Annotated in this window: 27 protein-coding genes; 17 read left to right on the forward strand and 10 right to left on the reverse strand. The window is 34.6% G+C overall.

From position 1 onward, the window contains the following. The first annotated feature begins 94 nt into the window (after positions 1-94). Genes HPY60_03455 through HPY60_03470 form a run of 4 tightly spaced genes read left to right on the forward strand, consistent with a single transcriptional unit; the run spans position 95 to position 3,277 of the window. On the forward strand, positions 95-1,423 hold the full coding sequence (locus HPY60_03455) for a Trk family potassium uptake protein (GenBank protein ID NPV50238.1): 1,329 nt from the start codon (positions 95-97) through the stop codon (positions 1,421-1,423). Positions 1,424-1,436: 13 nt separating this feature from the next. Further along, on the forward strand, positions 1,437-2,099 hold the full coding sequence (locus tag HPY60_03460) for a TrkA family potassium uptake protein (GenBank protein ID NPV50239.1): 663 nt from the start codon (positions 1,437-1,439) through the stop codon (positions 2,097-2,099). A 40-nt stretch (positions 2,100-2,139) separates the two neighbouring features. Continuing rightward, positions 2,140-2,370: a hypothetical protein gene (locus tag HPY60_03465; GenBank protein ID NPV50240.1), complete on the forward strand. Its 231-nt coding sequence runs from the start codon at positions 2,140-2,142 to the stop codon at positions 2,368-2,370. 43 nt (positions 2,371-2,413) lie between these two features. Further along, a complete protein-coding gene (locus tag HPY60_03470; protein NPV50241.1) occupies positions 2,414-3,277 on the forward strand; it encodes a DMT family transporter in 864 nt (287 codons plus the stop codon). A gap of 11 nt (positions 3,278-3,288) precedes the next feature. On the opposite strand, the gene HPY60_03475 is transcribed toward HPY60_03470, so the two are convergent. Next, positions 3,289-3,855 (reverse strand): hypothetical protein, encoded by a 567-nt coding sequence (locus HPY60_03475; protein ID NPV50242.1) that lies wholly within the window; start codon positions 3,853-3,855, stop codon positions 3,289-3,291. Positions 3,856-4,033: 178 nt separating this feature from the next. Between HPY60_03475 and HPY60_03480 the strand changes: the two genes are divergently transcribed. Genes HPY60_03480 through HPY60_03490 form a run of 3 tightly spaced genes read left to right on the forward strand, consistent with a single transcriptional unit; the run spans position 4,034 to position 9,605 of the window. Further along, positions 4,034-6,784 (forward strand): DEAD/DEAH box helicase family protein, encoded by a 2,751-nt coding sequence (locus tag HPY60_03480; GenBank protein NPV50243.1) that lies wholly within the window; start codon positions 4,034-4,036, stop codon positions 6,782-6,784. Further along, the gene (locus HPY60_03485) at positions 6,781-8,157 is read left to right on the forward strand and encodes a hypothetical protein (GenBank protein ID NPV50244.1); all 1,377 of its coding nucleotides are present in this window, start codon (positions 6,781-6,783) and stop codon (positions 8,155-8,157) included. Before HPY60_03480 ends, HPY60_03485 begins: the two co-directional genes overlap by 4 nt. Beyond that, positions 8,154-9,605 carry an SAM-dependent DNA methyltransferase gene (locus HPY60_03490; protein NPV50245.1) on the forward strand — a complete coding sequence of 484 codons (1,452 nt, stop codon included), beginning with the start codon at positions 8,154-8,156 and terminating at the stop codon, positions 9,603-9,605. Before HPY60_03485 ends, HPY60_03490 begins: the two co-directional genes overlap by 4 nt. A 4-nt stretch (positions 9,606-9,609) precedes the next feature. Here the strand turns inward: HPY60_03490 and HPY60_03495 are convergent, their stop codons facing one another. Continuing rightward, positions 9,610-9,918: a hypothetical protein gene (locus HPY60_03495; GenBank protein ID NPV50246.1), complete on the reverse strand. Its 309-nt coding sequence runs from the start codon at positions 9,916-9,918 to the stop codon at positions 9,610-9,612. A 184-nt stretch (positions 9,919-10,102) separates the two neighbouring features. Here HPY60_03495 and HPY60_03500 point away from each other — a divergent pair, with 184 nt between their 5' ends. Beyond that, complete coding sequence (locus HPY60_03500; GenBank protein NPV50247.1) at positions 10,103-11,506, forward strand: PAS domain-containing sensor histidine kinase; 1,404 nt, start codon at positions 10,103-10,105, stop codon at positions 11,504-11,506. A gap of 141 nt (positions 11,507-11,647) precedes the next feature. Further along, entirely contained in the window at positions 11,648-11,968 is a 321-nt protein-coding gene (locus HPY60_03505; protein ID NPV50248.1) for a hypothetical protein, read from the forward strand. A gap of 2 nt (positions 11,969-11,970) precedes the next feature. Here the strand turns inward: HPY60_03505 and HPY60_03510 are convergent, their stop codons facing one another. After that, positions 11,971-12,558 carry a hypothetical protein gene (locus HPY60_03510; protein NPV50249.1) on the reverse strand — a complete coding sequence of 196 codons (588 nt, stop codon included), beginning with the start codon at positions 12,556-12,558 and terminating at the stop codon, positions 11,971-11,973. A gap of 102 nt (positions 12,559-12,660) precedes the next feature. Here HPY60_03510 and HPY60_03515 point away from each other — a divergent pair, with 102 nt between their 5' ends. Then, the gene (locus HPY60_03515) at positions 12,661-13,557 is read left to right on the forward strand and encodes a hypothetical protein (protein NPV50250.1); all 897 of its coding nucleotides are present in this window, start codon (positions 12,661-12,663) and stop codon (positions 13,555-13,557) included. 33 nt (positions 13,558-13,590) lie between these two features. Here the strand turns inward: HPY60_03515 and HPY60_03520 are convergent, their stop codons facing one another. The 3 genes from HPY60_03520 to HPY60_03530 are packed head-to-tail and all read right to left on the reverse strand — an operon-like array spanning position 13,591 to position 16,164. Next, on the reverse strand, positions 13,591-13,947 hold the full coding sequence (locus HPY60_03520; GenBank protein ID NPV50251.1) for a hypothetical protein: 357 nt from the start codon (positions 13,945-13,947) through the stop codon (positions 13,591-13,593). A gap of 55 nt (positions 13,948-14,002) precedes the next feature. Then, positions 14,003-15,451, reverse strand: coding sequence for a hypothetical protein (locus tag HPY60_03525; GenBank protein ID NPV50252.1), 1,449 nt, complete (start codon positions 15,449-15,451; stop codon positions 14,003-14,005). A gap of 2 nt (positions 15,452-15,453) precedes the next feature. After that, positions 15,454-16,164: an ABC transporter ATP-binding protein gene (locus HPY60_03530; GenBank protein NPV50253.1), complete on the reverse strand. Its 711-nt coding sequence runs from the start codon at positions 16,162-16,164 to the stop codon at positions 15,454-15,456. Between the two features lie 159 nt (positions 16,165-16,323). On the opposite strand from HPY60_03530, the gene HPY60_03535 reads away from it, so the two are divergent. Then, entirely contained in the window at positions 16,324-17,313 is a 990-nt protein-coding gene (locus HPY60_03535; protein NPV50254.1) for a hypothetical protein, read from the forward strand. A 53-nt stretch (positions 17,314-17,366) separates the two neighbouring features. Continuing rightward, positions 17,367-17,942, forward strand: coding sequence for a hypothetical protein (locus tag HPY60_03540; GenBank protein NPV50255.1), 576 nt, complete (start codon positions 17,367-17,369; stop codon positions 17,940-17,942). A 14-nt stretch (positions 17,943-17,956) separates the two neighbouring features. Here HPY60_03540 and HPY60_03545 read toward each other — a convergent pair whose 3' ends face one another. Next, positions 17,957-18,526, reverse strand: a complete 570-nt coding sequence (locus HPY60_03545) for a DJ-1/PfpI family protein (protein NPV50256.1) — start codon at positions 18,524-18,526, stop codon at positions 17,957-17,959. 166 nt (positions 18,527-18,692) lie between these two features. Here HPY60_03545 and HPY60_03550 point away from each other — a divergent pair, with 166 nt between their 5' ends. Together HPY60_03550 and HPY60_03555 are read left to right on the forward strand one after the other, a co-directional pair. Then, positions 18,693-19,382 carry an AzlC family ABC transporter permease gene (locus tag HPY60_03550; protein NPV50257.1) on the forward strand — a complete coding sequence of 230 codons (690 nt, stop codon included), beginning with the start codon at positions 18,693-18,695 and terminating at the stop codon, positions 19,380-19,382. Next, positions 19,375-19,680, forward strand: a complete 306-nt coding sequence (locus tag HPY60_03555; protein ID NPV50258.1) for an AzlD domain-containing protein — start codon at positions 19,375-19,377, stop codon at positions 19,678-19,680. The genes HPY60_03550 and HPY60_03555 overlap by 8 nt, the downstream gene beginning before the upstream one ends. Before the next feature lie 9 nt (positions 19,681-19,689). On the opposite strand, the gene HPY60_03560 is transcribed toward HPY60_03555, so the two are convergent. Next, complete coding sequence (locus HPY60_03560) at positions 19,690-20,034, reverse strand: hypothetical protein (protein ID NPV50259.1); 345 nt, start codon at positions 20,032-20,034, stop codon at positions 19,690-19,692. A 150-nt stretch (positions 20,035-20,184) separates the two neighbouring features. Between HPY60_03560 and HPY60_03565 the strand changes: the two genes are divergently transcribed. After that, a complete protein-coding gene (locus tag HPY60_03565) occupies positions 20,185-20,424 on the forward strand; it encodes a hypothetical protein (protein ID NPV50260.1) in 240 nt (79 codons plus the stop codon). A 2-nt stretch (positions 20,425-20,426) separates the two neighbouring features. Here the strand turns inward: HPY60_03565 and HPY60_03570 are convergent, their stop codons facing one another. Further along, the gene (locus HPY60_03570; GenBank protein NPV50261.1) at positions 20,427-20,918 is read right to left on the reverse strand and encodes a GNAT family N-acetyltransferase; all 492 of its coding nucleotides are present in this window, start codon (positions 20,916-20,918) and stop codon (positions 20,427-20,429) included. A 117-nt stretch (positions 20,919-21,035) separates the two neighbouring features. On the opposite strand from HPY60_03570, the gene HPY60_03575 reads away from it, so the two are divergent. Next, positions 21,036-21,584 (forward strand): hypothetical protein, encoded by a 549-nt coding sequence (locus HPY60_03575; GenBank protein NPV50262.1) that lies wholly within the window; start codon positions 21,036-21,038, stop codon positions 21,582-21,584. Between the two features lie 5 nt (positions 21,585-21,589). On the opposite strand, the gene HPY60_03580 is transcribed toward HPY60_03575, so the two are convergent. Continuing rightward, the gene (locus tag HPY60_03580) at positions 21,590-22,000 is read right to left on the reverse strand and encodes a rhodanese-like domain-containing protein (protein ID NPV50263.1); all 411 of its coding nucleotides are present in this window, start codon (positions 21,998-22,000) and stop codon (positions 21,590-21,592) included. A gap of 164 nt (positions 22,001-22,164) precedes the next feature. Here HPY60_03580 and HPY60_03585 point away from each other — a divergent pair, with 164 nt between their 5' ends. Then, positions 22,165-23,505: a CBS domain-containing protein gene (locus tag HPY60_03585; protein ID NPV50264.1), complete on the forward strand. Its 1,341-nt coding sequence runs from the start codon at positions 22,165-22,167 to the stop codon at positions 23,503-23,505. Positions 23,506-23,532: the final 27 nt, after the last annotated feature.

Here is a 23,532-nt window from a genome sequence, read left to right on the forward strand (position 1 = left end):
TAAAATTTATTTTCAGTTAATATAAATCTAATCTTAATCAGGTCAAATAAGATAAAGAAATATATATAAAAGAAAATAAATCATTAAAAATTAGATGAATAAATTCAATTTAGGGAAAATATGGGATTATCTTACTCCAATTCAATTGCTTGTAATAGGTTATCTTTCTATATCCATTATTGGTTCACTTTTGCTTTCTCTTCCTATATCATCTTCATCAGGTATGTCTCAAAGATACATTGATGCTCTCTTCACGTCTACTTCCGCATCTACAACAACTGGCCTTATAGTTGAAGACACAGGCAGTTACTACTCAATTTTTGGTCAAACAGTGATTATGTTACTTTTCCAGATTGGTGCACTTGGGTATATGATTGGAGTTACACTGATGGTCTTGGGGCTTGGGGGTAAAATTTCCATCACAGATAGAATGTTATTAAGAGAATCTGTTAAGAGACCCACGACATTAGATATGGTTTGGTTTGTCAAAGTAATAACAATAATTACATTCACCATTGAGGCTTTGGGCGCCTTAGTTCTTTCAGTTTATTGGTCAAGGGATTTTGGATTTATTAAAGGATTATATCTGGGGATTTTTCACTCTGTTTCAGCATTCTGCACTGCAGGATTTTCTTTATTTAAAGATGGATTTATCGGATATCAAAACAGTATCTTACTTAATGTAACAATCAGTATTCTATGTATACTTGGTGCAATAGGATTTTTTGTTATCTATGACGTCCTAAGATTTGGGAAAGCTTCATATAATAAAGAACAGGAGAAACTCTCTGTCTATACCAAATTTAGCTTTTTACTTACTGCAGTCTTAATATTGATTGGATTTGCCATTATATTTTTATCAGAAGGCGGATCTTTAATGGCTTCTATGTTTCAGTCAATATCCTCTTCAACTACAACTGGATTCAATAGCGTTGATATTTCCATTATGGGATTACCAAGTCTTTTTATTATGATGATCTTGATGTTCATAGGGGCCTCTTCTGGAGGAACTGGAGGGGGTATCAAGACAAGCACTTTTGGAGTATTGATTTTATTCACTTATTACCTTTTGAAAGGTAAAAAGGATGTAAATATCTTCAAGCGAGTAATAGCTTCTGAAAAAATGGAAAAGTCATTTGGGATCTTTATAACATCCTTGATCTTTATTGTCGTTGCTCTTCTCATATTACTTTTCAGCGAAAAATTTACTTTCATTGAGCTTCTTTTTGAAGTAGTTTCAGCTCTTGGTACTGTTGGGCTTTCTCTTGGGATAACACCGTACCTTAGTTCAGTTGGGAAAATAGTTATCATATCCCTCATGCTCATAGGCAGGATAGGGCCACTGGCCATAGGATTTTCACTATTGGGCAAACAGAAGGAAATATCTTTTAAATATCCAAAGGCAGATATCTTTGTTGGATAAGAGAAGTGATTTAATGAAACAGTTTGTAGTTATTGGTCTTGGAAATTTTGGGGTAAATGTTGCAACTGCCCTCCACAAACTAGGAAATCAAGTGCTAGTTCTAGATGAATCGGAAAGAAAAGTTGAGCAGATTAAAGATCTAGTTACACAAGCAATTGTAGCAGATGCAACAGATAAGAAGGTGCTAACAGAATTTGTGGATAAATCTATCGATGCTGCCATAGTATGTATGAGAGACAACATTGAAGCTAGTGTAATGATTACTTTATACCTAAAGGATCTGGGTGTTGAAAAGATAGTCGCAAAGGCGATAAATGAGGACCATGGCCGTATTTTGGAGCTAGTTGGAGCTACAAAGATCATATACCCTGAAAAAGATGTTGCAATTGAACTTGCTGAAACCTTAACAACTCCAAACCTTATAAATTGGCTTCCTGTCGAACCTGACTATAAAATCTTTGAATTAAAAGCCCCAAAAGAGTATGTGGGGAAGACCCTTGGCGAGCTAAAATTGGATGATAATTATGGAGTCCAGGTCATAGCGGTAAAGGAAGGGCCAAAGGGGCCATTTCATTTGATCCCTGGAGGAAGCTTTACCATAACTGAAAATAGCTCTCTTGCTATCATAGGCAAAAATGAGGATATCGCTAAACTAAAATCAAATAATAAAGTATAACAAATAACTTTTTATTCTTTGATATCCAGTTATTGATTGTATGGACGATGAAGATAAAATACTCCTGGCAGGCATTGGAACTTTTGGAGCTTTGACTTATCTTGCTTTAAAAAAACTTAAGGAAAGTGAGGAATTAGAAGAAAGAGAAGAGGCTAAGAAAAAGACTGAAGACAACGAAATCTATGAAGAAACATATTCTCTTTCAAATGAAGAGGAAGAAGAGGTTCCAATCTACAAAGACATCCTAGAACTTCTTTTTGGTAGAAAGTAAGTAAATAGGAACTCTTTTAAAACATTTACTTTATACCACTCCAATGGACAAAAAGCAAATAGGAGTTCTGGCAATAGTTGGTGCAAGCGTCATGTGGGCAATAGAGCCCATATTTGCAAAACTTGCTTATGCTAATTCTAGTGTTGTCCAGACATCAACATTCAGAGCTATATTTGTTACGATTGTTGCTTTGATTTACGCCCTTACTACAAATGGGAGAAATATCAAGATTTCAAAGAAAGAGTTTTCTGTAATATTTTATATCGCTGTTGTTGGAACGCTTGTTGCGGATCTATTATTCTATATTGCACTCACAAGAATTCCTGTACTAAACGCAGTTTTGATAGGGCATCTCCAGCCGATTTTTATTATATTGATCGGGTATTTTATTTTGAAAGATGAAAAACATTCAAAGTATGACTATGCAGGGATATTCATAATGATAATTGGGGCGCTGCTTGTAACTACCCAAACTTTGCAGAATCTTCTTGTCTTAAGGATAGGAACTGTTGGGGACCTTTTGGTAGTTGGCGCAACTTTATCCTGGGCCACAACTGGAATAGTAGCAAGAAAATACCTAAAGACTATGAATTGCGGAATAATCACGTTTTACAGATTTTTAATTGCTGCGATATTCTTTTCAGTATATTTACTATTCATATCAGAGTTTCAATTTGGAAGTGTAAATCAGATAATAATTGGGATTATAGTTGGAGTCGGTTACATATTATACTATGAAGGACTCAAAAGAGTAAAAGCTGCCCAAGCTGGCGCTTTGGAGTTATCAACACCTTTCTTTGCTGCACTTCTAGGATTTCTAGTTCTTGGAGAACTTGTGACGCCAATGCAAATAGCAGGTATACTTATCCTGTGTATAGGGGTTTATCTTCTTTCTAAAAAAGAATAGATAAAAATAAATTATCTTCTTTGTGTATATTCCCAGCATATCTCCCAGACTGGAATTGTAGCACATGTCGGATCATTTATCTTGTAATAAACAGGAGTTCGCGGGTGGTCAATTCCAATGTCGAATCTCTTATCTTTTTCTACCTTTGTATCAATAAAGGCGATTCTTGCAATGTTTGTTGGAGTGTAGCCGTAAAGTGGAATATTCCTAGAGTATGCCCTCTGTAATTTGACTTTAGTCTTTTGTGAAATTACTCCATTGTCTGGCCTTCCTTCGACAACAGTGATGTATCCAAATCCAGGATCCTTCTTACGATTAATGATTATGTTTGGCTCCTTCAACTCACTAAAGATTTTTTCACTTATGTAAACGGCCTCGAAGTTATTGAAGTAATTATTTTCTTCTAATTTTATCTGGCCTGATTCTGGAATTTGAACTACTTCATATTCTTGATTAGAAAGGTACTTCTTTAGATAGTCTGTTGGCTCATCCAAAACTAAAACCTTAGCAGATACTGCTGAAATACTACATAATATAATTATAATGCAAAATAGGGAAAATTCAATCTTTGTTTTCATCTTGATCCCCCCGATTAATTATATTGTTTCAAATATTTAAACATATTTGATTTCTCGCCAATAAATAAGTTTTTATAGGGAAATTCCTTAATTATATCGAATAAATATGGATTTCATATCTATAACTTTGTAAAAGAATGCATTATATTGAATTTATTGGTATATGGGGCTGTTTTTAATGGATAACGAAGCTAGAGCCAGGGAAGACATTGACAAGATGCTTTTTGATTGTGGTTGGGTTGTTCAGGATTATAAAATGATGGATCTCAGTGCTTCAAGAAGTGTTGCTGTAAGAGAGTTCCCTCTTCTAACAGGATTTGCAGACTACCTTCTATTTATTGATAGAAAAGCATGTGGTGTCATTGAGGCAAAAAGAGTTGGAATTCCACTTGGTGGCGTTGCAGACCAATCGATGAGGTATGTTGGAGGTTTGCCAGATGATATCCCTTCTTACGGAACTCCACTGCCTTTTGTATATAATAGCACTGGAAAAGAAACTTCGTTTGTTGACCTCAGAGACCCAAGACCACGCTCAAGGAGAGTTTTCTCTTTCCATAGGGCTGAAACATTGAGGGAATATCTATCCGATGAAAGGACATTAAGAAATAAATTACAAGAGATGCCCATATTACTAACTGATGGATTAAGAGACTGCCAGATTGAAGCTGTGACAAATCTTGAAAGATCATTTAAAGATGCAAGACCTCGTGCATTAATCCAGATGGCAACAGGTTCTGGGAAAACTTTCACAGCAATTAGCTTCGTTTATCGTTTGATAAAGCACTCAAATGCAAAGAGAGTCCTTTTTTTGGTAGATAGAAACAATCTAGGCAAACAAGCCATGATTGAGTTTAGCCAGTATAAAACACCCGATGATGGGAGAAAGTTTACTGAACTTTATAACGTCCAGCATCTCTCTTCAAATGTAATTGACCCAGCAAGCAGAGTTTGCATTTCAACTATCCAAAGGGTCTATTCAATGCTTAGAGGGGAAATTGAGATGCAAGAAGAAGCAGAAGAGCAGTCACTTTTTGACCAGGATATTGATGGCGCTCCAGTTGATGTTTCTTATAATCCTTTTATTCCTATTGAAACATTTGATTTCATTATAACTGATGAGTGTCACAGGTCTATTTACAATCTTTGGAGGCAGGTTTTGGAGTATTTTGATTCATTTATTATTGGCCTTACGGCTACCCCTTCAAAACAGACCCTTGGATTTTTCAATCAGAATCTTGTGATGGAGTACAATCACGAGCGAGCAGTTGCAGATGGAGTTAATGTCGGATACGATGTTTATAGAATTAATACTGCGATAACTGAGAAAGGTAGCACTGTTGAGGCAGGATTTTACATTGATAAAAGAGACAGACTTACAAGACAAGTTAGGTGGGAGTCTCTTGATGAAGATTTCAAGTATGAAGGGCGAGACCTGGATAGGTCAGTTGTTGCACCAGACCAGATAAGGGCTGTGGTAAAAACATTCAAAGAAAGAGTATTTACTGAGATATTCCCTGGAAGAAAAACTGTACCAAAGACACTAATATTTGCCAAAGACGATTCGCATGCGGAAGATATAGTAAACATAGTAAGGGAAGAGTTTGGGCAGGGGGACGAATTCTGTAAAAAAATTACTTATAGGACTATGGGAGAAAAACCAGAAGATCTGATAAGTAGTTTCAGGAACTCTTACAATCCAAGGATTGCTGTAACTGTAGATATGATATCAACTGGTACAGATATCAAACCACTAGAGTGTCTAGTGTTCATGAGGGATGTTAAATCCAGAGTTTATTTTGAGCAGATGAAAGGAAGAGGTACAAGAACTATCTCCCCAACTGATTTGAGGGGTGTCACGCCTGACGCATATACTAAAACTCATTTTGTTATTATAGATGCAGTTGGCGTTTGTGAAACAGACAAAACTGATTCAATGCCTCTTGAAAGGGCAAAGAACGTACCATTGGAAAAACTACTTATGGGAATGGCCCTAAGGAAAAAGAACAGAGACATGATTACATCTCTTGCCGGCAGACTATCAAAAATTGACTTACAGATGAATGAAAAGGAGAAACAAGAAATTCAGAACATAGCTGGAAAGAATATTAATCAAATAGTAAACGAACTACTTGATGCAGTTGATCCAGACAAAACTATTGAAAAGGCAAAAGAGATGTTCAATACTAGTGAGCCCACTAAAGAAGAGCTAAACAAGGCTACCGAAGAGCTTCTAAATAGAGCAAGTAAGCCTTTTGATAATCCAAAGTTTAGATCTAGAATTATTGAGATAAAAAAGAAAAATGAGCAGATAATTGATAACATTAGTAAGGATGAAATTATATTTGCTGGCTTTGATGATTTGGCAGCTGAGAAGGCAAGAATTATTGTAAATAACTTCAAGAATTTCATTCAGGAAAATAAGGATGAGCTAACTGCACTTCAAATTATCTATAGCAATCCCTACCCAACAAGATTTTTGACATATGATGCAATTAAGGAACTTGCTGAAGCTATAGAAAGGCCACCTTACTACCTTACACCTGATAATTTGTGGGCAGCTTATGAAAAGCTAGAGAAATCTAAGGTAAAGGGTGCAGGACCACACAAACTACTTACAGATATTGTATCTCTCTTAAGATTTGAGCTTGGAGAGAGTAAGATCCTTGAGCCTTTTTCTTATACTGTTGACAAGAGATTTGAAGAGTGGATTTCGAACAAGAAAAAGCAAGGTGTTACTTTTACTGAGGAGCAGATAGAATGGCTTAGAATGATAAAAGACCACATTTCTACTTCAATGAGTATTACTAAAGAGGATCTTGAGCAGACCCCATTCCATAATAAGGGAGGACTTTTTAGAGCTAACAAAATCTTTGATGGAAAAATTGATAATGTAATGAAAGATTTACAAGAATCACTGGTGAGCAAGTGAACGGAGAATTGCCCAAAGGTTGGGTTTGGACGAGTCTAGAAAATTGCATTGATATCTTAGATAGTCAAAGAAAACCAATTAATGCAGAAGAACGTGAAGAAAGAATTCAAAATAAAAACGAATCTGATCTTTATCCTTATTATGGTGCAACTGGACAAGTTGGTTGGATTGAGGGATATATTTTTGACGAAGAATTAATTTTACTTGGAGAAGACGGTGCACCATTTCTTGATTTTTCTAAAGATAAATCCTATCTGATAAAAGGCAAAACATGGGTAAACAATCATGCACATGTTTTACGTGCTGTTGGGAATGTTGCGAATAATCGTTATATTTGCCATTATCTAAATATTTGTGATTATAGAAACTATATTACAGGTACAACAAGGTACAAACTTAACCAATCGCAAATGCGAAAAATACATATTCCGCTCTCTCCACTAGCCGAACAGCAGAGAATAGTAAACAAAATAGAAGAGCTTTTCACAAATCTTGATAAAGGTGTTGAATCTCTGAAAGAAGTTAAATCAAAACTTAAAGTGTATCGCCAAGCTATTTTGAAATATGCGATGGAAGGAAAACTCACTGAGAAATGGAGAGAAGAAAATAAAGATAAAACTGAGCCCGTAATTACTTTAATTAATAAAATCAACATAGACGCAGAAGTTTCAAAAGTGCTGCCTGAAAGTTGGTCAGAACTAAGAGTTAAAGATATTGGTGAAATTGTAACCGGTACAACACCAAGTAAATCTATTAATGAATATTATGGCCATGATTGTTCATTCTTTAAGCCAAAAGATCTAAATAAAGGTTATTATGTAAAAACTTCAGAAGATGGTTTATCATTTAAAGGTATGGAAAAATCTAGGGTTTTACCAATCAAAAGTATTCTAGTAACTTGCATTGGTGCCACAATTGGGAAAACAGGATTTACTAGGGTAGAAGGTGCTTCTAATCAACAAATAAATGCCATTATACCCTTTAAGAATGTGATTCCAGAATTTGTATACTTCTATTCAATTTCACCACAATTTCAAAAGAATATTATAGTTAATTCTTCTTCAACTACTTTGCCAATTCTTAATAAATCTAAATTTGAAATTTTGGAATTATTCGTACCCCCTCTTGAAGAACAGAAAGTAATAGTAGAAAGAATAGAAAAACTATTCTCCCTTGCAGACTATATAGAAGAAACAGTCGACTCTAAGCTAGAAGAATCCAAAATTCTCCGGCAAAGTATCCTAAAAAAAGCCTTTGAAGGAAAACTTGTGCCACAAGATCCAAATGACGAGCCTGCAGAAATCTTATTACAAAAAATAAAAATGGAAAAGTCAAATAAAGGAAAACTTGTTCAGGAGAAACTGGTAGAATGAGTAACGAAGCACTTGCCGTACAAAAGCTATGGAACTACTGCAATGTCCTAAGGGACGATGGGGTTAGTTATGGCGATTATGTAGAGCAACTCACCTACTTATTATTTTTAAAAATGGATGATGAGCAGACTAAATCCCCTTTCAACAGGGAGTCAAAGATACCAAAAGATCTCAACTGGGAGAGTCTTCTAAAAAAGGATGGCGATGAGCTTGAAGTACATTATCGGCACATTCTAGAATCTCTGGGAAAGGAAAAAGGAATGATCGGAGTCATCTTCAGAAAAGCCCAGAACAAGATTCAAGACCCGGCAAAACTAAAGAGGCTTGTCATGCTTATCGAAGGGGAAGAGACCTGGATGGGCATGGGTATCGATGTAAAGGGGGCAATCTATGAAGGCTTGCTACAGAAAAATGCAGAGGATATCAAAAGTGGAGCTGGCCAGTATTTCACGCCTAGAGCACTAATAAAAGCGATGGTTGATGTAATAAGACCAAAACCTGGTGAAACTATCTGCGACCCAGCATGCGGAACTGGAGGATTCCTTTTAGCATCATATGACTTGATCTCTAAATATCCACTGAATGTTGAAGAAAAGAAGTTCCTAAGAGAAGGCACCTTCCACGGCTGGGACATTGTGGACAGCGTTGTAAGGCTCTGCACAATGAACCTCTACCTCCACGGCATCGGTGGAGAAGATAGTCCAATAGTAACTGACGATGCCTTAACATCCGACCCAGGAGACAGATTTGACATAGTCCTCACTAATCCTCCTTTTGGGAAGAAGAGCAGCATCACAATAGTAAACGGCGAAGGTAAGATTGAGAAAGAATCTCTAACCTACCAAAGAAACGACTTCTGGGCAACTACTTCTAACAAGCAGCTTAATTTCCTGCAGCATGTTAAAACTTTATTAGAGATAAACGGTAGGGCAGCAATAGTCGTCCCTGATAATGTGCTTTTCGAAGGCGGAGCTGGAGAAACAGTAAGAAAAAGATTGCTCCAGCAGTGCGATGTCCACACACTTCTTAGACTTCCAACGGGTATCTTCTACGCCCAAGGCGTCAAAGCAAATGTATTGTTCTTTGATAAAAGAGCTGCCAGCGAAAAGCCCTGGACAGAAAAGCTCTGGATATACGACCTAAGGACTAACATCCACTTCACACTAAAAACTAACACCCTAAAATATGAAGACCTAGAGGATTTCATAAACTGCTACAATCCAGAAAATAGACACGAGAGAAGAGAAACTGAAAGATTCAAAGCCTTTACCTATGAAGAGATCATGAAAAGAGACAAGACAAATCTAGACATCTTCTGGCTAAAAGACGAGAGTCTAGGCGACTCAGAAAATCTTCCAGACCCAAAGCTCCTAGCATTAGAAATTGCAGAAGATTTGGAGTCAGCACTTGACGAGTTTAAAAGAATATATGAAGAATTAGAAGAATAGTAAATTAAAGGAGCTTGTTCTCCTTCAATATCCTGATAACTTCATCATAAACGTCGTTTAGTTCTTTCTCACTCTTTGCACCTGTAATGATATACTTACCGTTTTTGTATATCGTGACGTGTTTTCTCTCTCCATCAACCATTACCTTCACAAGAAGTGCTGGGTAGGTCTCTGGGTTGTATTCGGCATGAACGAAGTCAATAATTCCGTAAGCCTTTACTATATCCACATCATTTGGAAATCTTCCAGTTGCAACAATATTCGTTATTATAGGTCTTGTCCCAAAAGGTACATCTTTCTTCATCAAAATCATCCTTTATCAGTTATATTATTAGTATTGTTGGGACTAGTATATAAGCTTTTATTTTTAACTTATTTAGAATATAGCTTCTTATCAAGATTACTGATAAAACTAAGGGAAAAAGGTAATAAATATATATTAAGAAACATATTTACTAACGATCTAAAAAAATTATTAAATCAATTGGGTGCAACTCTTGAAAAAAGAAATAAAAAATGACATTAACAACTCAGAATACCCCTTAACTACAAAAGAGATTGTTGAGGGCATATCAAGGGCCTCCCCAATAGGTATCGGTATTGTTAAGGATAGGAAGTTTATTTTTGTCAATGATTTCCTTTGTGATATGCTAGAATATTCTAAAGAAGAGCTTATAGGGAATAATTCTCGCATGGTTTATCCAACTGATGAAGACTATGAATATGTTGGGAGGATAAAATATCAACAAATGAAAAAAACTAATGTTGGCACAGTCGAAACACGATTTAGAACAAAATCTGGAAAAATACTTAATGTGATTCTCTCTTCTTCTTATACAGAGAAGGATAAGCCTGAGAAGGGGGCAATATTCACAGCACTTGATATTACTGAAAGAAAAAAAATAGAAGATCAATTAGTGAATACTCAGAAAAACCTTAAAACTTTTATAAATGGTATCCCGGAATCTGCTTTTTTAATTGATACTCAAGGGATTGTAGTTGAAGCCAACGATACCCTATCAAGGAGGTTAGGAGTCTCGAAAGATAAAATGATTGGGGCATCTGCATATAATCTGCTTGACATGGAAACATCTGCTAGAAGAAAAGAATATGTTACGAGAGTTATTTCCTCCAAATTGCCATTAAAAATTGAGGATGTCCGTTCTGGCAGAATTATTGAAAATAATCTATATCCAATTCTTGATGGCAATAACGAAGTTACTTATGTAGCTGTTATTGGATTGGATGTTACTGAAAGAAAAAAAAGCGAAGAAATAATCAAGCAGTTGAATGATAATCTAAAATTGCTAAACAAAATACTAAGGCATGACATTTCAAATGATTTAACTGTTGTTAGCCTATCACTAGAGATGATTGAAACAAAGGATGAGGAACTAAAAAATAAGGCTTTCAATGCTATTAAAAGAAGTGTAGATTTAATTGAAAAAATAAGGTCTCTTGAATCTACGATGGTTACACGATACAATCTGAAACCCGTTGTCATTGGGCAAATTACTGAATTAATCAAGAAAAGTTATAGCAATATCAATATTAATCTAATTAATGATTGCACTGTAATGGCCGATGAAGCGTTGGTATCTGTTATTGAAAATATCATTAATAATTCTATTACCCATGGAAAAACGAATAAAATTGATATAGAAGTAGCTTCAGATGAAGGCATTTGCCAGATAAAGATTATTGACTATGGTATAGGAATTCCAGAACATATAAAGGAAAGAGTATTCGATGAAGAGTTCAGTTATGGTGAAAATAAGGGGACAGGATTAGGATTATACATCTCTAAGAAAACGATTGAAAGATATGGTGGCGAAATAGAAGTCAAAGATACTAAACCTAATGGGGCCACATTTGTAATAAAATTGGGAATGACCAAATAATACCAATAAAATTAACTTTCTTGAAAATAAGGCCAATTAACAAACTAAATTAAGTTTAAGGGAACTTAAAATTTTTCTAGGAAATGGAATAATTATTTTCCTAGGAAGTATATATTATACCCGGATTAATCTTTGGATTTCGTGAAGAAATATTACCAATCAAGACTTGACCCATATCTTAAAAACAATATCCAAGAAATCGTCCCTTCTGAAAAGAAAGAAAATCCTTATACAAATTTAAAGTGCTCTCTTCTCTCAGAACTAAATATTTCTGATTCATACTCTTATTTCAAGTGTAATTATAGAAACGGAATAGAATTTCCAAAAACTGGTTTATGCTTTTCCTGCCCTTTGAAAAATTTTGAAGGGATATGGATTGGTGCGGAAATTGACATAAAAGAGAGAGAAAAATACTTAAAAAGCCAGATCAATCCCCAGTGGCTTTGCTTTGGAATAAAATAAAGTTATTTTTTATTTTGTCTAATTGACTCTCTAGCCGAGTGAAATGCATCGTACAACATTTCCTTGAACTCATTTCCAACGTCATCCCAACTTATCTCTTCTTTTGATTTGCTCTTGGTAGATGGTTTCTTCTTTGGATGGTCCCAAGAAGCGCCAGAGAGTATCGAAATGTACCCCCCTAAAAGGACAAGTAAGAATATTATCGGGTATAGGAATGGGAATGCCTTTGACATAAAATCAAACGTATCGATTTCTGAAAGATTCCCGACTAGCCTGAATATTTTAAACAGGAAATTAAGAAGGAAAATGCTCCCTACTGCATTAAATATCGGTGCAGGTAAGTTTCCAGGAAACTTAAAGCTTCCAAAGACTTCACCGATTGTGAAGATTATTGAGAAAACAAAGATTAGCCAAATATTGTTATTGAGTAATCTAACTACTTCAGAGAGAATATTGCTATCGAATACATCAAGAGAGATATTGAGGAATCCTAGAATTATAAGAAATACTATAAAAGATACTAGATTGTATATCACAATCCTTGCCGGAGATTGCCTTTTTTCTTTTCTATCTGAGTTGTCTTCTGCCATGATGTGGTATGCCATAATAATGTTATAAATTTTACTCTAATTCGAAATTGCGAAAGGCGCAAGTTTTATATAATACTTATTCATTAAGTATGGTGGGTTAAAATGAAAAAATATATGGTTAGTCTCATTTTGACAATCCTTTTACTATGTAGTGCAATTTCTATCTCGGCAGACGTAGATGGAATATTTGAAATGTGGAAAAATCAAGACGGTAAAATAACTCTGATTTCTATATACAACGAAGATTGCACTGAATGTCGTGGGCCAGAATACCAAGAGAAAGTTTGCCAAATGGCTGAAGGTGGCTGCACTTGTTGCGGTATATGTTATTCAGATAGTTGTGGTGGAGGCGGTGCGCCAGTTTTAAGCTCATATGAAGAAAACTACTTCTTAAAGACAGTATTGAAGATGCAGGAATACCCTGACGAAGAAACATGGTTATGGAATAGCACTGGAATAAGAAGCACACCAGATGGAATACAATACTACGACGATGAAACAGGTAATTGGGTGGATGTTCCACCTGAGATGGAGTTGCCAATTCAAGTTGAGGACTTACAATTGCAGGGTCTATTTGACCACGATGTCAAAGCATTTTGGATATGGTTCAATTTTGGTGGAGCAGAAATAACAACGATACCAACAATAAATCCAGACGGCACAGAAGCACAATGGGTGTTTGACGACTACTGGGTTGACCGTATACATATAATTCACTCACAGATAACAGTCGATGGAAAGGAAGTCTGGGACAAAAAGACAATCTTTTTTGAAGTTCCAAATGCAGGAGGTCTTCCAACTCTAGAGCCAAAAAATTATGGAGTACAAATTCTAGGAACTAAATACGGACCTCAATCAATTGACGAAATACCGCCTGAACTCCTTAATTATGCAAAAGAAATAAATGGCCAGCTTTACACATATAGTGATTCCAAATTAGATATATGGCTATACGAAAATATCTACAAATCAAATCATGACAAAAGTTTTATTGAATAATTTAATTTTTTTATTTTATTTTTAATTAATAAATTATATATTGGATCTAGAGAAAGGGTCTTTTTTAGTAAACCAGTATCCAATAAAGAACAATATCATGAAACTAATCCAAGCGATACGGGACAGAATATTGTAAAATGGATCTTCAAATAGATTTGGAAAAAAGAATAGAACTGTAAAAAGGGTGAATCCTATCCCACCCATTATATTGTATAATGCATAAGGCGAATATTCATTTGGAGAAAGTGGCCTTATTCCAGCAACTATCAATTTCTTGTACTTAAAATATCTAAGGCCGTTGAGAATAAAAAAGAACGGTGCAATAAAGAAAACTATTACATACATTATAATACTTAAGGAAGATCCTAAAAGATCCGCATTTTGGATCATTTATTCACCCGTAACGAATACCTAGGTTTTGAAGTATATAAATTATTTGTAGAATCTAAAAACCAAACCTTTCATCCTTCCATTTTTTAGGTATTGTAGAGAAGATTAACTTAGAAAGAATCAACAAAAGTACCAAGGTAGCAACTAGAGTAACTAAAGAATGGAAATAATTAAATCTTATAGAAAAAGAAACTATCACTATGACTATTAATGGTGGAGTTACAAGAGCAAAGAACTTACTAAGTACCTTTGCATCAAAAAGCATTGTATTAGTTTTCAAACCAGTGAGCCTCGCAGTTACACCAACAACATAAATATTAGTGACAAGAGCCACAATTAAAGCCAACGGCAGGAGGTCAATCTCATTTCTTATAATAGATATCCCAATAACATAGACTAAAGAAAGCCCAACGGTCAATAAGAAATAAAGGGTCATTTTTGCTTTTATAATCATATCAACTGAAACTGGCTGATAATTCAAAAATTCATTTGTTTCAAAATTATTGAGCCAAGAATATGTCATGACACCAAAGAATCCCACCATGCTTCCATAAAATATCGCATTGTAATCAATATCTACACCTAGACTTATCTCAAATAGGGAAACTATGAAATAAATACCCAGCAAGGGCCCAATAAATCCCATTATAACTGGCCCAAACCCCCCACTTCTCTTAAGTTCCAATAGTTCTTTAGCCATCAATGTTTTCATGCTTCCGGTAAAGGCAAATCTATTTTCAGCCGATAGTATTTCCTCATGATATTTGTTTGTTTTTTCTTCAAATCTCTCTTTCATTGAAAGGATAGCAAGAATAGAAAATAAGAAAGTAAGAATCACTGGAATAAAAAAAGAAGAAACTTGGCCATTATTTAAGTATTCAATTGGAAATATTATCTCCTCAATTTGAAAATCAGCAAAGATAAATCTAAGTGAAAAAATCGCAAGTATACCCAGAATAAAAACAATAAGTAGCTTATGGGATATTATAGAAATCGCAGAGGAGAGAAAGCTCAAAGACATGCCTAACATGAAAGAAATAGTAAGCATGATAAAAATTAAGGCCACAAATGAAAAGGTGAATCCAGATACTGGCTTAGAAACTAAAGCGCCTAATGTAAAAGGGATAATTGAATAGAATAAGTAAAATACAGAATCTTTTACGAAAAAATGCGACATGACTCTCCTGAAAGAGACTGGAAAAAGTTTTGGAAACTGAAGTATAAGATTGATCTCTCCAAAACGTCGTGTCATCACCTCTTCCCCAATCTTTCCTAGAAATCCGACAAAGATTCCATAAAAAAATGTGCCAATGTTTAGAAACAAAATAGCTTTGTATAATCCCATTGCGTTTATTATAACTGGAGAGGAAAGAGAGAGGATAAAAGAAAGTACAAATATTATTGCTGGGAAGAAGATTGATCCAACTGCCCCAACAAAGGACTTGTGGAGTCGAAGCTCTTCCTTTATCATCAAGCTGAATAGGTCTAAATCTAGAAAGGACATTTTTACTCCTCTATGAGCCTCATGAATATATCTTCTAGATGCTCCCCTTCCTTTAGCCTAATATTTTCTAGACTTCCTTGGGCTATAATTTTGCCCTTATTGATAACTGCAACTTCTGTGCAGAGTTTTTCTGCAATCTCAAGTATATGGGTACACATGAATATTGTGCAGCCCTCTCTGGCTATAGTAAAAAGATACTCCCTAACTTTTCTCTGGAATATTGGGTCAAGATTTATGAAAGGCTCATCAAGAAACAAAATATCAGGCTTATGGATAAATGCAGCGGAAAGCATTAACTTCTGCCTCTGACCTTTTGAAAGATCCTTACACAAAATTTCCTTCTTTTCCTCTATTTCAAAGAAACTAAGCCATCTAGAAACATTTTCTTCAATGTTATCAACGTTTCTCAATCTACATACAAACTTTAAGAACTCTACAGCAGTAAGAAAAGAAGGTGGACTTTCAGCTTCTGGAACAATTCCTGAAATTCTTTTTATTCCAATTGAATCCGATATTGAAAGGCCCATTACTTCTGCTTCGCCGGAATCTTGATCAATCTGCCCCGTTAGGATTCTAAGAAGCGTAGTCTTACCTGCGCCGTTGGGACCCAAAAGACCAAAGAACTCCCCTTCTTTGACTTTTAGATCTATCCCATCAAGTGCTTTGTAATCCCCAAAGTTTTTTGAAATATTATGAGAAATGATTGCAGACATGATGATTTATGAATGTATTGAATATTTAAGATTTCCCAACTAGTTTGTGAAAAATACAAGCATTGAGCTAAATATTTATTATAAAAAATAGAATGTACTTCTATATTTCTTTTTAATGAGTTCAGATATTTATTTATAAAATGAGTTGGAATAATGGTCATGAAAAAAATATTAATTATATTCTCAATAATATTTTTACTTTCTTTTTCTTTAGTTTTTGCTCATGTTCCATTTGAAACTGGTGAAGGGAAAAATCTAGAAACTGCTACTGTTATAACAGAGCCTACAAAATCATGGGTCGTTTATGAAGAACTACATGAGGAAATTCAAGTAAAATACTATCGTCTTGAAATGAATCAAGGAGAGCGAATAAAATTAGATCTGTTTGCTCCAGTTAGAAGTGAATTCGAACCAAATATAATAGTTACTGGGCCAGGCATTAAATCAGAAGAAGATCTCCCAGAAGGTATCGAAGTACCAGAGGGCGCCGGATTTATTATTCTAAAAAGCAGCTTAGGTGAAGCTGAATATGAACCTTTCACACCTGCAAGCTATTATTACCTTTCTGAAGCAAACATTCCTGTAACAGAAACTGGAACATATTACGTTGGAGTATTTGATTTTGAAAATGAAGGTAAATATGGGCTAGCTATTGGATATGTTGAAAAGTTTTCTTTATCGGAGTGGATCGGAATACCTATATCAGTTACAAGGATCAGATTATGGGAAGGTCAAAGTTTAGTAGAGGTATTGGCCCCCATAATTCTCACCGTTATATTTGGATTAATCACCTTCTTATTAAATAAGAAAACTAAAAATAATTTAAAATCATTTTCTCAAATTTTAATAGCCTTAGCTGGACTACTTTATATTGGAAGTGGATTCTCTGTTATATTCCAAATGGCCATTGCCTTTACAAAGGCAAGCTCAAGCTCTGCATCTGTAACGTTAATATTTGCGGCCATACCAATAATATTGGGATTAATAGTATTAAGCTATCTTAATAAAAATGGCCAAATAAAAAATACCGATAGGCTTTTTCTTTTGATACTTTCTCTATTGGGGCTTGTCTTTTGGGCCGGATTTATAGCGGGTCCAATGATACTAGCGATTTCAGCTCTAGTGCCCTCTAAAAAATCAAAAACATAGAAAAATCAGAAAGTATTTTATAGAAAAAAATATATTAGTCCTTCAGTGATTAGATGGCAAAAAACATTTTGATTGTGTACGGTAGTAGATACGGATGTACTGAAGAAGTGTCTAAAGAAATTGGAAATGTATTGGAAAAAGAAGGGGTGAGTGTAAGTTTAATTAATCTTGAAATAGATAAGAATCCTCCCGATATAGAAAAATATGATGCTGTCTTAGTTGGCTCGGGAATAAAGATCGGTAAATGGACAAAAGAAACGGATAATTTTCTCAAGAAAAATAAAGGATCGTTAAAAAGCAAAACATTAGGCCTTTATACATGTTCTGGACTTGCTCTTGAAGATGCAGATAAAGCAAAGAAAACATATATAGAAGAAAAAATGGAAAAACTAGGTATTGATGCGCAATTATTCGATGTTTTCCCGGGAAGATCTATACTCACAGACTTTGACCTTTCCAATCCGAAGATTGGATTTATAGAAAGGAAAATTATAGAACAGGCAGCTAAGGCTCAAGCGAAGGACAATAAACCAATAAAAATTGATGAAAAGTGGAAAAATGACCCACGGGGTTGGGAGCAAATTAGATCTTTTGCTTCAAATTTTGCAGAACTTGTAAAAGCTAAATAGTTATTAATTTGATATTAGCACACTGTGTAGTTTAGATAATCCATCTGTACTTGTATCTTTTCTCTAATTTCTTTTCCTACAATCTTTTCGCACAGATAAAGTCCTAAGTCAATTGCAGAAGATACTCCTCGGGCCGTTATAATATTCCCGTCCTGAACTATCCTACAATCTGAAACTTTATCTGTATATTTTTTTAATTCTTCCATAACGACTCTATGGGTTGTTGCTTTCTTACCTTTTAATTTGCCAATAGCCCCCAATAATAGCGAGGCATAGCATACAGTAGATATCACAGTAGTATCTGGTATTTTTCTTAACCAATCTAAAAATTCTTTATTCTTCATCAACTCAAAGATCCCTTTACCGCCAGGAATTATAACATAATCATAATTAGACAAATCATTTTTGACTTTTGTGGGAACTATCTCTAGCCCCTCTACAGAGATTACCCTATCAGTGAATGAACACACATCACATTCAATCTGATTTGAAAATCCCATAGTTTTGATTCTAGTCAAGGGATCGTATGCCCCAATAAAATCGAGAGTTGTTAAATCATTGTAAATTATAAAAGCTATTCTCATAGAGTTCCTCAATTTTATATCTTTATTAACTACCACCTAGGTACAATTTCTAAGTTTATATATGAGAGTAATACTATTAACAAAAATTAGTAATACTTATAAAAAGATTATCATTTGAAAAACTAAATAAATTCTCAAATATTGGAAATTATTGAAGGCGAACGGGATGAAATCGAATTTTATAAAAGGATTTACGGCCACCATACCTGTTGGGCTATCTGTCTGTGCCTATGGTCTTGTTTTAGGCGTTCTTGCATATTCAAAGGGAGTCACATTCTTTGAATTGTTATTTATGGATATCGTCACATTTGCAGGTTCGGCCCAATTACTAATGGTAGAACTTTGGAAGGACCCTTTGCCATTTACAGAGATACTCTTTGCCGTGTTTGCTATTAATTTGAGATATCTCCTAATTGGGGCTTCACTTACTCCACTTTTCAAGGGAAGTTCATTATTCGAAAAGGCAGCTTTGATGCACCTTGTCGCCGATGAAAACTGGGCAGTTACAATGTCAAGATTAAAGAAGGAAAAGATCACTCCATACTTCCTTTTTGGTGGGGGGGTATGTCTTGTTATCTTCTGGGTGGTAAGTACACTTGCAGGCCATACTTTTGGATTTATAATATCAGATCCATATTCTGTAGGGCTTGATTTTGTCATAATAATTATTTTTACTGCTTTGGTAGCAAGTTTTTACGATGGAAAAGACAGCATCTTTCCATGGGTAATCGCCGCATTGTTTGCTTATCTATCTTTTTTGTTTATTCCTGGAAAATGGTATATCGTTATTGGAGGGATAGCTGGTGCTTTTAGTTATTCACTTCTAAAGCATTTTAGAGGTGATGAAAGTGAATGAATTTGACATGCTAGCAATATTCATAATAATAATCTCAGGCATTATCACATACTCTTTAAGATTTGGAGGATTATTAATAGGAAATATGCTATCAAAACATAAATTCATTGAAAATTTGATAAAGGCCCTGCCAGGAACGCTACTTCTTTCGTTTATTATCCCGAGTATAATATCAGAAGGATTTTTCGGCGCCATAAGTGCTCTTTCAGCAGGTATTATAGCAAAGAAGACAAACAACGTACTCATTGCTTTGATAGTTGGAATGGCCATAATAATTTTGTTCAGAAATATAATGTAATTGAATAAATTAATTTTTCCCAAGGCCAATCATATTCATCAGCGCATCAAATGGTGTTTCTTTTGGGAATATCCTTACAGTAGTTTTAGTATCACAGTTCTCAAAAACAATTGTTCCGGAATTCTTTGCCCGGTATATGCAGTAATTGCCGTTAATTGCAACTAGCTCAACAGATCCAGTAGAAATATTTTGATTAATTTTTGCATGGACGGGGCAAACAAAAAAATTATCTCCAACTTTTAAAGTATCCTTCTCAAGAATAATAGAAACACAATCATCACATATGGCTGACGTCGTCCCTAAGAAGGAGATGAATAACAATAAGCCGATACTTACAGAAATTTTTTTCTTCATAAGCAAGCGCCTTTGGATAGAATAAATGATATATTCACTCAATATAAATCTTTCTGATGGGGTGAACCTTAGTATTTATATCAATTGAAGATACTATCCTTTAGAATAAAATAGAAAAAGTAAAATAGTTGGAAAGTGTATTATAAATATATGTCAAAAGAAGAGAAATTAAAGAGTCTTGTAGACCAGGGTAGGCAGATATTGGAACTTAAAGAAGGCGAATATATTAACAAGGGAGCTTTTGCGGCATGGAGAACAAATGTCTATACCTTCTTAAATGATGAATTTTCAATTGAAGAAGCCCTTGCTTTTACCAACATCTGTGAAAACAATCACCATAAAAATGTTCAAAATGGTATCTATTTCTTAGAACACCTGAATTTTGATTAGAATCAATAATTATTAAGATTTAGCTCTATTTCAGGATCAATAGGGTCTTTAAATCCAAACTTGCGATACATATTAATTCCATCTTTTGTTGCATGTAGATTCAAAATATCTATATTCATTTTTTTTGCTTCTTCAATTAGTTTTTTTAGTAACTCCGTACTTATCCCATTTTTTCTGAATTCAGGGATTGTATACATATTAAGGATGTACCCGTATCTTCCATGCAAACAATCGTATCTAGGCGCAATTCTCCATAGAACAAGGCCACTTGTGGATACTATCCTCCCCTGATACTCGGCAAGCCATGCAATAAACTCATTTCTTTTGAGGTATTCAGAGAAAAAAAGTTCCAACTCATTTTTTAGAATATCAAGATTACCTGTATCTTCATTAGGGTTTAGTTCATCTAGAAGTAGCAATTTGAATTTGATAAGTTCAGGTATATCAGTAAGGGTTGCTTTTCTGTAAACTAAATTCTCCTTGTCTATGGCCATGTACTACAATATATTTTTACTTATTTATCAATTTCTATGAAATTAGTTTTTATATTTGTTTTAAGAAAATATGGGCGAAATAGTTATCTATTTATAATTATTACGATATACTTTGTTGTGATTACATTTACGCCCTCAAGATCATTTGTCGAGGATCCAGATTATACAAAGAAAAAAGAGAGATCGTTGGTTGATTTAGAGGATCTATTGAAGAAAGATATATTGGATGCCCCCATTAAGGATATAATGGTAGATTTAAACAGACCTTATTACTGTTATACTTTGCAAAGTTGTTACGGCCATTTTGTTCATCTCTACCAAAAAGATGAACATAACTTTGAATCGCTAAAAAAATATTCATCTGAAAAAATAGAGGTAACTTATCGGATAGCATACGTTGCACTTTGCATACAGAACAATGGGTCTGGCAGATTGTTGCTAGACAATCTAAATACATTAGTTAAAATTGATCCAAGATACATTCAATTTGGAAGCTCCGATTGGTTTTGGGATCACTGTGTGAACAGTTATGTACTCCAAGTATCGCCAGAAAGAAGGAGATATGAAGATAAATTCAATATTGATATGGAAGAGGCCTTACATATTGAAAATGTTAGAAATAAATTCTACCAACAGTTAAGGGGAATGATAAAAAGGGTAAATTAAAGAAATTACTTATTGTACTCCATCATTCCGCCTTTTAGGACATATATGTTATCAAAGCCTTCTCTTTTCAAAAGGTCTCCCGCTACGACGCTTATCTTTCCTGCAAAGCATGTCAATACGATTTTTTTATTGCCTTCTACTTTTGCTTTATCATAGATTTCTAATCCATATGGCACATTAATACTATTCTTAATTGAACCTTCACTGAAACTTTTTTTATCCCTTAGGTCAAAAACTGTTAATTTTTCACCCTTTTCAAGAAGTTTTTTGAATTCATTTGCAGTGATCATCTGTGGACTAAACTGAGAAAGAAAATCATCAGCAGTTTTCATTATCTTCTTAACAGTTTCTACATCATCTTTTTCTATTGCTTCCCTTACGCCTTCAGGCCATTTAACATCTTTCAACATATCCATAAACTCACCGAATATTTTTTAAAATAATACTGCATTAACAGCATTATTAATCTCAGAATTTCTTAAATTATATTTTATTGTTATCCTTTTTAAATTATTGGTGTGAAATTTAAACCACACATAATCTTTTAAAGAATACTTATTCAACAGCACTAGTGAGTTTTATGTGGAAAAAACTAGCATATATCCAGAAGAATTTAGTATGGGCAATACCAATCTCAATGATTTTAGGCATTTTGTTTGGGTATATAACAGACCCTTCATCATTAAAAATTACAATAATGCCGTTGACCTTTCTAATGGTATACCCTATGATGATAAATCTAAATATTAAAAAAATATTTTCTAAAGGGGATCTAAAAGCTCAAGTAGTCACACAAATAGTAAATTTTGGATTAATACCTTTCATAGCATTTGGAATAGGGATGTTATTCTTTAAAGAGCTCCCATACTACGCCCTTGGCCTTCTTTTGATGGGGCTTATCCCAACTAGCGGGATGACAATATCCTGGACTGGTTTCGCTAAAGGAAATATATCTGCTGCCATCAAGATGACAGTTATAGGTTTAATTTTAGGGGCTGTCCTTACACCTCTGTATGCTAAACTCCTTTTTGGTAGAGTCATAGATATACCAATCTGGAGCATATTCCAACAGATATTCATAGTAGTATTTCTAACAATGGCCCTAGGTTATGCAACTCAAAGGGTCTTAGTTAGAATTTACGGGGAAGCCAAGTACAACAAAGATATCAAAATAAGGTTTCCAAGCTTATCATCAATTGGCGTGCTAGGGATAATATTTGTTGCAATGGCACTTAAAGCAAACACAATAGTGAAAAATCCTGTTATCATACTATATATCCTAGTCCCAGTTTTGGTTTTTTATGGAATTAATTATTTAATAACAACCTTGACAGGTAAATATTTACTAGATAGAGATGACGGCATAGCTCACGTATACGGAACAGTTATGAGAAATCTTTCGATAGCATTGGCCATTGCAGTAACTGCTTTTGGGAAAGAAGGCTCTGACATTGCTCTAATAATTGCCATATCATACGTAGTTCAAGTTCAATCTGCAGCCTGGTATGTTAAGCTATCCGAAAGGATATTCGGTGCGAAGACAGAAGATAAAGCATCAGATATCATGGAAGAAGGAATTTTTTCTCTTCACTCAGATGCACTTATACAGGAAGCTGCTAAATTGATGAGCGAAGAAGGTATACACTGCGTTGCCGTGCTCAATGAAAAAAATATTCCCTTGGGATTGATATCTTCAGAGATGATCGTTGACCTTATAGCTGAAGAGGTAGATATGCAAAAAACAAAGCTAGAAGAAGTCAAACTAAAACCGGTAATTATGGTTAAGGAAAAGATACCATTAGACAAGGTAATCAAGAAAATGAAGAAAGACAAGACTTACAAAGTAATTCTAACTGATGAGAAGGGAAATCTCAAAGGTGTTTTGACTGAAACAGACATAATCCGTAGATTCTCACAATAATTAATTTTTTAATTTTAGTTTCCTTAG

Origin of the sequence: Methanofastidiosum sp. (assembly GCA_013178285.1) — an archaeon.
Taxonomy (GTDB): domain Archaea; phylum Methanobacteriota_B; class Thermococci; order Methanofastidiosales; family Methanofastidiosaceae; genus Methanofastidiosum.

Bases quoted from the DNA above. Each gene is read 5' to 3' on its own strand.
- HPY60_03455 (NPV50238.1), top strand. From the start codon at position 95: ATGAATAAATTCAATTTAGGGAAAATATGGGATTATCTTACTCCAATT.
- HPY60_03460 (NPV50239.1), top strand. From the start codon at position 1,437: ATGAAACAGTTTGTAGTTATTGGTCTTGGAAATTTTGGGGTAAATGTT.
- HPY60_03465 (NPV50240.1), top strand. From the start codon at position 2,140: ATGGACGATGAAGATAAAATACTCCTGGCAGGCATTGGAACTTTTGGA.
- HPY60_03470 (NPV50241.1), top strand. From the start codon at position 2,414: ATGGACAAAAAGCAAATAGGAGTTCTGGCAATAGTTGGTGCAAGCGTC.
- HPY60_03475 (NPV50242.1), bottom strand. From the start codon at position 3,855: ATGAAAACAAAGATTGAATTTTCCCTATTTTGCATTATAATTATATTA.
- HPY60_03480 (NPV50243.1), top strand. From the start codon at position 4,034: ATGGATAACGAAGCTAGAGCCAGGGAAGACATTGACAAGATGCTTTTT.
- HPY60_03490 (NPV50245.1), top strand. From the start codon at position 8,154: ATGAGTAACGAAGCACTTGCCGTACAAAAGCTATGGAACTACTGCAAT.
- HPY60_03495 (NPV50246.1), bottom strand. From the start codon at position 9,918: ATGATTTTGATGAAGAAAGATGTACCTTTTGGGACAAGACCTATAATA.
- HPY60_03510 (NPV50249.1), bottom strand. From the start codon at position 12,558: ATGGCAGAAGACAACTCAGATAGAAAAGAAAAAAGGCAATCTCCGGCA.
- HPY60_03515 (NPV50250.1), top strand. From the start codon at position 12,661: ATGAAAAAATATATGGTTAGTCTCATTTTGACAATCCTTTTACTATGT.
- HPY60_03520 (NPV50251.1), bottom strand. From the start codon at position 13,947: ATGATCCAAAATGCGGATCTTTTAGGATCTTCCTTAAGTATTATAATG.
- HPY60_03525 (NPV50252.1), bottom strand. From the start codon at position 15,451: ATGTCCTTTCTAGATTTAGACCTATTCAGCTTGATGATAAAGGAAGAG.
- HPY60_03530 (NPV50253.1), bottom strand. From the start codon at position 16,164: ATGTCTGCAATCATTTCTCATAATATTTCAAAAAACTTTGGGGATTAC.
- HPY60_03535 (NPV50254.1), top strand. From the start codon at position 16,324: ATGAAAAAAATATTAATTATATTCTCAATAATATTTTTACTTTCTTTT.
- HPY60_03540 (NPV50255.1), top strand. From the start codon at position 17,367: ATGGCAAAAAACATTTTGATTGTGTACGGTAGTAGATACGGATGTACT.
- HPY60_03545 (NPV50256.1), bottom strand. From the start codon at position 18,526: ATGAGAATAGCTTTTATAATTTACAATGATTTAACAACTCTCGATTTT.
- HPY60_03550 (NPV50257.1), top strand. From the start codon at position 18,693: ATGAAATCGAATTTTATAAAAGGATTTACGGCCACCATACCTGTTGGG.
- HPY60_03560 (NPV50259.1), bottom strand. From the start codon at position 20,034: ATGAAGAAAAAAATTTCTGTAAGTATCGGCTTATTGTTATTCATCTCC.
- HPY60_03565 (NPV50260.1), top strand. From the start codon at position 20,185: ATGTCAAAAGAAGAGAAATTAAAGAGTCTTGTAGACCAGGGTAGGCAG.
- HPY60_03570 (NPV50261.1), bottom strand. From the start codon at position 20,918: ATGGCCATAGACAAGGAGAATTTAGTTTACAGAAAAGCAACCCTTACT.
- HPY60_03580 (NPV50263.1), bottom strand. From the start codon at position 22,000: ATGGATATGTTGAAAGATGTTAAATGGCCTGAAGGCGTAAGGGAAGCA.
- HPY60_03585 (NPV50264.1), top strand. From the start codon at position 22,165: ATGTGGAAAAAACTAGCATATATCCAGAAGAATTTAGTATGGGCAATA.